The following is an 8774-nucleotide window of genomic DNA, read 5'->3' on the forward strand; positions in this document are numbered from 1 at the left end:
CTTGCAGTTATTTTTGCTTACATTGTCCTTGCACAATATCACTAATTGACTGCCAGACTCGCGCTGGCAGCAAGGCTTTAAGATGAATATACACTTCACAAAGTTCAGTACTGCCCTGTAAGCCATTCTCGGTTTCGCTAATTAAATTTTGTTCGCGCAAGTTGCTAATAAAGCCTACCAATACTTTTTTGTCAAAAAACTCAGGAGTCTTAATACCATGCAAGGTACCTAAGCGCTGCGCTAATACTTGGCTTTCGCGTTCAAGTTCTGCGCGTTCAATTTCTTTACTGGTTTGAATAAAGCCAATCACAATGGCGTAGCGTTGCAGGGTTAAGCTAAGCGCACGACCTAGAATTTCCAGCTTGGCTAAGCAATCATTACTGTTGGTGATTTTTATGTTATCACCATCAATTTCTATTAAATCTTGATCTACAAAGCTGGCCAGTATGCGGGTGATATAATTTTCATCAAGTTCGTGTAAAAACCATTCTTTAGCAAACATCGGGTAAAAACAGTTAACCAATTTTTGGCACTGCGATACTGTCGTTTTATGGCTTTTAAATATATGCAGTGCCAGTAAGCTTGGTACGGAAAACACATGAAGAATATTATTACGGTAGTAGTTAAAGAGGATTTTCTCTTTATCGTTAATCGCGATAATCTCGCCAAACTCATCGCTTATAACGTCAAATTTATTCAACTTTAAAGCATGTTCGAGTAACTGTGATGAAGTTTCATCTGGGGTGGTGATTTTTTCACTGTAACTAGCGCTACGTTGTAAATGTAAGTAAAAGTCTAGTTGTGCTAACAATTTAGGTTTGCTCAATGCTTGCTTATCATTTACCAGTAAGATCATTGCCAGTAAATTAACTGCGTTAAGCGCGGCGGCACTATTAATATTAACCATCACTTTATCCGCTAAAGTCGCCACTTGCGGACCAAGCCATTGTGGTTTTTGAACATCAGTTGGGTGAATAGATTCACGCCAATCAGGTTGATGCTCATTTAAATATTGATTAACCGAAATCGGATCGCCAAAATTCAAATAGCCGCGGCCATAGTTTTTGAGATTTTTAATGGCTTTGAAAATACCGAAAATCGACTCGCCTTTTTTATCATCACCTGCGAGTTCTTTCAGATAAGTATTTATTTCCATGACGTGTTCATAACCAATGTACACCGGCACAATCGAAATAGGGCGATCAATACCACGTAACATAGCTTGCAGTGTCATTGCCAACATACCTGTTTTTGGTGGTAGTAAACGCCCGGTACGGCTACGTCCGCCCTCAGTATAAAACTTAACTGAGTAACCTTTGATAAACAACTGACTTAAATACTCTTTAAATACAGCAGAGTAAAGCTTGTTGCCAGCAAATGAGCGGCGGATAAAAAATGCGCCACTGCGGCGGAATATGCCGCCTGCTGGGAAGAAGTTTAAGTTAATACCAGCAGCAATATGTGGTGGTACTAAACCAAGATGATAAATCGAGTAGGTAAGTAATAAGTAATCCATGTGGCTGCGATGACACGGCATATAAATAATTTCATGACCTTTATTGGTTAGATCATGGATTTGTTCGGTGTATTTTATATCAATGCCGTTATAGAGCTTGTTCCATAGCCAGGTTAATACACGATCTGCAACACGTATGGTGGCATCACTGTAGTTAGCAGCAATCTCATCTAATAGCTTTAACGCATTTTGCCGTGCTTGCTCATGGCTGATTTTTTTGCTTTTTGCTTCATCGTTAATTGCTTTTTTTATAGTCGGTGATGCTAACAATGAATTAAATAGTTGCTCGCGTGAGGGCATTTTAGGGCCCGTTGCCGCCAATTTTTGACGCCGAAAATGCACCCTAGCGACGCGAAGTAATTTATGAGGTAACTCATCAACATCGGCTTTTTCATTTACTAATAACGATAAATCCAACGGTTGACTAAAGCGTATAAAGTTATCACGCCCTGAAAACAGTAATACAAAAAACTTACGAAACCAGCTAGGTGTAAGTGAGTGCGAAACCAGCGTACCTAAACCTGGTTTTTCTTTACCTGGATTACGACCCCATAAAATAGTGACCGGAATGACTTGCACGTTTTTTTCGCCACTGGTAAATAGTTGAGCAATTATTTGTTTACCCTGGTTTAGCGCGTCAGTTGGCTTCGCTTGGCTGCCAAACAGTGGTGGTGGATTTTGTAGGCCAATAAAGCGGTCTAACTCTGCATTACCCAACAGCTGTTGTTCAGTTGGTCTGGGCAGGTTGTACTTCTTACAAACTCGGTCAAGAGCTGCTAAATCTGAGCGAGCATTAAGTTTAACTATATAAAAAGTAGGGTAGGCGGGATTAAGACCGTATTGTTCAATTGGGTTCTCGGGCAGTACTTTGCTTTTCACAAATAGGCGATTCATCACCATAGACACAAAATTCAAGCAATAATTAAAAATACGCATCAACTCACCAAGGTTAAGGATTAAGAGATAAAAGCAAAATAAGGATGAATAATAACAATTAAAAACTGGACTGACCATTATCATTAGTGCCAAGTCCGATTGCATGGCTTCCTAACTATAGTAAATTCCCAGTAATGACGACATAGTGACAACCCTTTTTTACAGTATAAATAATCCTCATTCTGGTAGTTTGAAATAGTTGTTGCATTTATCACCAATATCACTATAATACGCAGGCTTTCAAAATTCCCCCGGGAACTTGGAAGGAACATTAAGCTTGGATTTCAAGCTAATAAAACAGGAGTTCCGATTTGGAACTCAACGTAGATATAAATCAACAACCGGCATCTTATGTTTTTAAGATTGTTTCGGTCGTTTTTTTATGCTCTTTTAAATGCTCTTTATATTGAGGTTTAAGAATGTCAAATCAACGCATTCGTATTCGCCTAAAAGCTTTTGACCACCGTTTGATTGACCAATCAACGGCGGAAATCGTGGAAACTGCGAAACGCACTGGCGCACAAGTACGTGGTCCAATTCCACTACCTACACGCTTTGAACGTTTTACTGTACTTACATCACCGCACGTTAATAAAGATGCGCGTGATCAGTACGAGATCCGCACCCATAAACGTCTGATCGACATCGTAGAACCAACTGACAAGACTGTTGACGCACTTATGCGTTTAGATCTTGCTGCTGGTGTTGATGTTCAAATCAGCCTGGGTTAATCGAAAGATTAGAGAGGTTTTAGGAAAATGGCATTAGGTCTAGTCGGTCGTAAAGTGGGTATGACACGTATCTTCACTGAAGATGGTGTATCTATCCCTGTGACAGTTATTGAAGCGACACCTAACCGCATTGCTCAGATCAAATCTGACGCAACAGACGGTTATAACGCGCTTCAAGTAACCGCAGGCACTAAAAAAGCAAGCCGTGTAAACAAAGCAACAGCGGGTCACTTCGCTAAAGCTGGTGTTGAAGCGGGTCGCGGTCTGTGGGAATTCCGCCTAAATGGTGGTGAAGGCGATTTTGAAGTAGGCGCTGAGCTTACTGTTGAATTATTCAACGAAATCAACAAAGTTGACGTAACCGGTACTTCTAAAGGTAAAGGTTTCCAAGGTGGTGTTAAGCGCTGGAATTTCAGCATGCAAGACGCTACACATGGTAACTCTCTATCTCACCGTGCTCCTGGTTCAATCGGTCAAAACCAATCACCTGGTAAGGTGTTTAAAGGTAAGAAAATGGCCGGTCATATGGGTGCTGAGCGTGTAACGACTCAAAACTTAGAACTAGTACGCGTTGACGCTGAGCGTAACTTGCTTTTAGTTAAAGGTGCAGTACCTGGCGCTATCGGCGGTGACGTTATCGTTAAACCTGCTGTTAAAGCATAAGTCCTGGAGATTTAGTGATGGAATTAGCAATTAAAGACGCTTCTGGCGGTCTTGAAGTTTCTGAAGCTACTTTTGGACGTGAGTTTAACGAAGCATTAGTACATCAAGTAGTTGTTGCATACGCAGCAGGTGCTCGTCAAGGTACTCGTGCTCAGAAGACACGTTCTGAAGTAAGCGGTGGTGGTAAAAAACCATGGGCTCAAAAAGGTACTGGCCGTGCACGTGCTGGTACAATCCGTAGTCCAATTTGGCGTTCAGGTGGCGTTAGCTTCGCAGCTAAACCACAAGACCACAGCCAAAAAGTAAACCGTAAAATGTACCGCGGTGCGATCAAAAGCATTTTATCTGAATTAGTTCGTCAAGAGCGTTTAATCGTTGTTGAAAGTTTTGCTCTAGCAGCACCAAAAACTAAAGAACTAGTTGCTAAGCTTAAAGAACTTGAGCTTAAAGATGTTCTAATCGTAACTGAAGAAGTAGATGAGAATCTATTTTTATCGGCACGTAACCTGTACAAGGTTGACACGCGTGATGTAGCTGGTATCGACCCTGTAAGCTTAATCGCTTTCGATAAGGTACTTATTACAGCAGCTGCTGTTAAGCAACTTGAGGAGACGCTAGCATGATTCGTGAAGAACGTCTTTTAAAAGTGATCCTTGCTCCACATATCTCTGAAAAAAGCACTATTGCTGCTGAAGAAAACAACACGATTGTTTTCAAAGTAGTAAATGACGCAACTAAAGCTGAAGTTAAAGCAGCTGTAGAGAAGCTTTTTGAAGTGGAAGTAACTGGTGTTCGCACACTTAATGTTAAGGGTAAAACAAAACGTACTGGCGCACGTTTCGGTCGTCGTAGCGACTGGAAAAAAGCTTACGTTACTCTTAAAGAAGGCAGCGAACTAGACTTTGTCGGCGGCGCCGAGTAATAAGGGGAGTTAGAATTATGGCACTTCAAAAGTGTAAGCCAACTTCTGCGGGTCGTCGTCACCTAGTTAAAGTGGTAAACCCAGATCTACATAAGGGCAAGCCATACGCACCACTATTAGAGAAAAACTCTAAATCAGGTGGTCGTAATAACAATGGTCGTATTACGGTTCGTCATATCGGTGGTGGTCATAAGCAGCATTACCGTTTAATCGATTTTAAACGTACTAAAGATGGCATTCCAGCCACTGTTGAGCGTTTAGAATATGATCCAAATCGTAGCGCAAACATCGCACTTGTATTATATGCAGACGGTGAGCGTCGTTACATTATCGCACCAAAAGGCTTAAAAGCTGGTGATGCAATCCAGTCTGGTGTTGATGCACCAATCAAGCCTGGTAATGCATTACCTATGCGCAATATGCCTGTAGGTTCGACTGTTCACAACGTAGAATTAAAACCAGGTAAAGGTGCTCAAATCGCACGTTCTGCTGGTGCATACGTTCAAATCCTTGCTCGTGATGGTCAGTATGTAACATTACGTCTTCGTTCAGGCGAAGTTCGTAAAGTTGAATCAGATTGTCGTGCGACGCTAGGTGAAGTAGGCAATGCTGAGCATATGCTTCGTTCACTTGGTAAAGCAGGTGCAAATCGCTGGCGTGGTATTCGTCCGACAGTTCGTGGTGTTGCCATGAACCCGGTTGATCACCCACACGGTGGTGGTGAAGGTCGTACATCTGGTGGTCGTCATCCTGTGTCTCCATGGGGTAAGCCGACTAAAGGTGCTAAGACGCGTAAGAACAAGCGTACGGATAAATTTATAGTACGTCGTCGTACTAAGTAATATTGAGGAATAGCCATGCCACGCTCTCTCAAGAAGGGTCCTTTTATAGACCTACACTTGCTGAAGAAGGTAGAGAAAGCTTTGGAAAGCGGTGACAAGAAGCCAATTAAAACTTGGAGCCGTCGTTCAATGATCATACCTAACATGATCGGATTGACCATTGCTGTCCATAATGGTCGCCAGCATGTACCAGTTTTCGTTTCTGACGAAATGATCGGTCACAAACTAGGTGAATTTGCACCAACTCGCACTTACCGTGGCCACGCTGCGGATAAGAAAGCGAAGAAACGTTAAGAGGGGAATGATAAATGCAAGCATTAGCTAAACATAAATTCGCCTCTGGTTCGGCGCAAAAAGCACGTCTAGTTGCAGATCAGATCCGCGGGTTACCTGTCGATCGCGCACTAGAAATCCTGGCGTACAGCCCTAAGAAAGCGGCTGTATTAGTTAAGAAAGTACTTGAGTCTGCTATTGCTAACGCAGAGCATAACGAAGGTGCTGACATTGATGAGCTACGTGTAACAACGATCTTTGTGGACGATGGTCCAACAATGAAACGTATTATGCCACGTGCTAAAGGACGCGCAGACCGCATCCTTAAGCGTACAAGCCACATCACTGTTGTGGTTTCAGATAGCTAGGAGTATAAGTAATGGGACAAAAAGTTCATCCTACTGGTATTCGCCTAGGTATATCTAAACCTTGGGTTTCTACCTGGTACGCGAGTTCAAAAGATTTCTCTGCACAGCTTTTTGGCGATCACAAAGTACGTACATTCCTTACTAAGGAATTGAAAGCGGCTTCTGTGTCTAAAATCGTTATTGAGCGTCCAGCAAAATCAATCCGCGTAACAATTCACACGGCTCGTCCGGGTGTTGTTATCGGTAAAAAAGGCGAAGACGTAGAAAAATTACGTCAAGCGGTAACTAAGATTGCTGGTGTACCTGCTCAGATCAATATTTCTGAAGTACGTAAACCAGAACTAGATGCACAACTAGTAGCAGACGGCATTGCCTCTCAACTAGAGCGTCGTGTTATGTTCCGTCGCGCTATGAAGCGTTCGGTACAAAATGCAATGCGCATCGGTTCTAAAGGGATCAAAGTTGAAGTTAGCGGTCGTCTTGGCGGCGCAGAAATCGCACGTTCAGAATGGTATCGTGAAGGTCGTGTACCTCTACATACTCTTCGTGCTGATATCGACTACGCAACTTCTGAAGCCTTAACCACTTATGGTATCATTGGTGTTAAAGTTTGGATCTTCAAAGGCGAAGTTATTGGTGGTTTACCACTAGTACAAGAGCAAGAGAAGCCAGCTAAACGCGCACCAAAGAAAGCCAAAAAAAGTGCTAAGTAGAGGTAGCGAGTAATGTTACAGCCAAAACGTACAAAATTCCGTAAAATGCACAAAGGCCGCAACCGTGGTTTAGCGCAAAACGGTAACAAAGTAAGCTTCGGTACTTTCGGTTTGAAAGCTACTGGCCGTGGCCGCATGACTGCTCGTCAAATCGAAGCAGCTCGTCGTGCCATGACACGTCACGTGAAACGTCAAGGTAAAATCTGGATCCGTGTCTTCCCTGACAAACCGATCACAGAAAAGCCTCTTGAAGTTCGTATGGGTAAAGGTAAAGGTTCTGTTGAATATTGGGTTGCTGAAATTCAGCCTGGTAAAGTACTTTACGAAATGGAAGGTGTTTCTGAAGAGCTTGCTCGTGAAGCATTCGACCTTGCTGCTCGTAAACTGCCATTCAAAACAACTTTCGTAACTCGGACGGTAATGTGATGAAAGCAAGCGAACTAAAAGATAAAAGCGTAGAAGAGCTTAATGCTGAACTTCTAGGTCTTCTTCGTGAGCAGTTTAACCTGCGCATGCAAGCAAGCACTGGTCAGTTAGCTCAAACTCACACGCTAAGAACAGTACGTCGCGATATCGCGCGTGTAAAAACAGTTATTAACCAGAAGGCAGGTCAATAATGAGTGATAAAATTCGTACTCTTCAAGGCACTGTAATCAGCGACAAGATGGAAAAATCTTTCACTATCGCTATCGCACGTTACGTGAAGCACCCAATCTATGGGAAATTCATCAAACGTACGACTAAATTACACGTACATGACGAAAATAACACAGCAAAAGCGGGTGACGTTGTTACTATCCGTGAATGCGCTCCAATCTCTAAGACTAAGTCTTGGACATTAGTAGACGTTATTTCTAGTCCAAAACAAGCTTAATTTTTAATTAAGTCTGTTTTATAAAAAGCCCCGGCATTAGCTGGGGCTTTTTGCGTTTGGAGCAGCTTTTAGCGGTAAGCTTTCAGACGTCAGCGCGGAGTAAATTTCCCCACCGTAGCTTGGGTTGAGTCTAGGACAACAAAGAGAAAATAACGCCACGAATACACTTGCATTATATTTATAGTACTACAAAGGAATGCTATTAATATGTGAATAACAGTTAATTTTTAAAGTGTTGATTTTTAATGTCTTTTATATTTGACTTTGGGTGGTGATTTGTGTTATTTAACAAATTCTTCTTTTGGGTTTATAATGGTTCCATCAAGTGGTAATAAGGCTTAAATAAGTAATCAAGAAAGGAGGTGCTAATTAAAAAGAGCTCTAAGTTATCCAACCGTAATGTATCATTTCTATAGCCCATAAGCACAGCTCTACTTCAAACAAAAATTAACAATACACATCAAGGTAACCTTAATGTGGGTTTAGTTGTGCCTGTAATAAACAAGGAAATCTTATGCAAGAAAAAAACAATATTCACATTTATAAAAACTGCAATGTCATCACATTTAATATTCACAAAGAAAAGCCACAAATAAAAGAAGAAGACTCTCATCCAAATTATTTCCTTAGGAGATTGGTGGGGGGCTTAGTCTTACTATGTTGTTTTTTTATTGAGCAATTGTTTAGCTCATGGTTCGGCTCAAATGTATATCCTCATATAGTTAGTTTTCTTATAAGCCAATTTTCTGTAGAGAATCTATCAATTATCAACTATCCACCTATTTAATAGGTAGGAAGGTTTTGTTAAATCATAAGTCTCTAATCTATTATAATAAAAAGAATGTGCCGATTGAGATAATAAAAAGCCTTTGCAAATGCAAAGGCTGATGTTTTTCTGCGCAGCCCGCAGCCCGCAGCCCGCAGCCCGCAGCCCGC

General features: G+C 41.7%; 12 protein-coding genes. 11 read left to right on the forward strand and 1 reads right to left on the reverse strand.

The genetic code is table 11. The annotated features are described in order from the left end of the window. Window positions 1–7 precede the first annotated feature (7 nt). Window positions 8–2452 carry a glycerol-3-phosphate 1-O-acyltransferase PlsB gene (gene plsB / locus H5154_RS13155; RefSeq protein ID WP_182718561.1) on the reverse strand — a complete coding sequence of 815 codons (2445 nt, stop codon included), beginning with the start codon at window positions 2450–2452 and terminating at the stop codon, window positions 8–10. A 419-nt stretch (window positions 2453–2871) separates the two neighbouring features. On the opposite strand from plsB, the gene rpsJ reads away from it, so the two are divergent. The 11 genes from rpsJ to rpsQ are packed head-to-tail and all read left to right on the forward strand — an operon-like array spanning window position 2872 to window position 7838. Beyond that, on the forward strand, window positions 2872–3183 hold the full coding sequence (rpsJ, locus tag H5154_RS13160; protein WP_002957900.1) for a 30S ribosomal protein S10: 312 nt from the start codon (window positions 2872–2874) through the stop codon (window positions 3181–3183). Between the two features lie 27 nt (window positions 3184–3210). After that, window positions 3211–3846: a 50S ribosomal protein L3 gene (gene rplC / locus H5154_RS13165; protein ID WP_054206125.1), complete on the forward strand. Its 636-nt coding sequence runs from the start codon at window positions 3211–3213 to the stop codon at window positions 3844–3846. Between the two features lie 17 nt (window positions 3847–3863). Continuing rightward, window positions 3864–4469: a 50S ribosomal protein L4 gene (rplD, locus tag H5154_RS13170; RefSeq protein ID WP_054206126.1), complete on the forward strand. Its 606-nt coding sequence runs from the start codon at window positions 3864–3866 to the stop codon at window positions 4467–4469. After that, on the forward strand, window positions 4466–4768 hold the full coding sequence (rplW, locus tag H5154_RS13175; RefSeq protein ID WP_054206127.1) for a 50S ribosomal protein L23: 303 nt from the start codon (window positions 4466–4468) through the stop codon (window positions 4766–4768). Before rplD ends, rplW begins: the two co-directional genes overlap by 4 nt. A 17-nt stretch (window positions 4769–4785) precedes the next feature. Next, entirely contained in the window at window positions 4786–5610 is an 825-nt protein-coding gene (rplB, locus tag H5154_RS13180) for a 50S ribosomal protein L2 (protein WP_007376192.1), read from the forward strand. A 15-nt stretch (window positions 5611–5625) separates the two neighbouring features. Then, complete coding sequence (rpsS, locus tag H5154_RS13185; protein ID WP_010561269.1) at window positions 5626–5904, forward strand: 30S ribosomal protein S19; 279 nt, start codon at window positions 5626–5628, stop codon at window positions 5902–5904. A gap of 14 nt (window positions 5905–5918) precedes the next feature. Then, on the forward strand, window positions 5919–6251 hold the full coding sequence (rplV, locus tag H5154_RS13190) for a 50S ribosomal protein L22 (protein ID WP_004588690.1): 333 nt from the start codon (window positions 5919–5921) through the stop codon (window positions 6249–6251). A gap of 11 nt (window positions 6252–6262) precedes the next feature. Beyond that, on the forward strand, window positions 6263–6964 hold the full coding sequence (gene rpsC, locus H5154_RS13195) for a 30S ribosomal protein S3 (RefSeq protein WP_054206128.1): 702 nt from the start codon (window positions 6263–6265) through the stop codon (window positions 6962–6964). Between the two features lie 12 nt (window positions 6965–6976). Beyond that, window positions 6977–7390, forward strand: coding sequence for a 50S ribosomal protein L16 (gene rplP, locus H5154_RS13200; protein ID WP_002957890.1), 414 nt, complete (start codon window positions 6977–6979; stop codon window positions 7388–7390). Beyond that, on the forward strand, window positions 7390–7581 hold the full coding sequence (gene rpmC, locus H5154_RS13205; protein WP_054552371.1) for a 50S ribosomal protein L29: 192 nt from the start codon (window positions 7390–7392) through the stop codon (window positions 7579–7581). Before rplP ends, rpmC begins: the two co-directional genes overlap by 1 nt. Beyond that, window positions 7581–7838 (forward strand): 30S ribosomal protein S17, encoded by a 258-nt coding sequence (gene rpsQ / locus H5154_RS13210; RefSeq protein WP_016709053.1) that lies wholly within the window; start codon window positions 7581–7583, stop codon window positions 7836–7838. Before rpmC ends, rpsQ begins: the two co-directional genes overlap by 1 nt. The last annotated feature ends 936 nt before the right edge of the window (window positions 7839–8774 follow it).

Origin of the sequence: Pseudoalteromonas sp. SR44-5 (genome assembly GCF_014163675.1) — a bacterium.
In the GTDB taxonomy this organism is placed as follows: Bacteria; Pseudomonadota; Gammaproteobacteria; order Enterobacterales; family Alteromonadaceae; genus Pseudoalteromonas; species Pseudoalteromonas rhizosphaerae.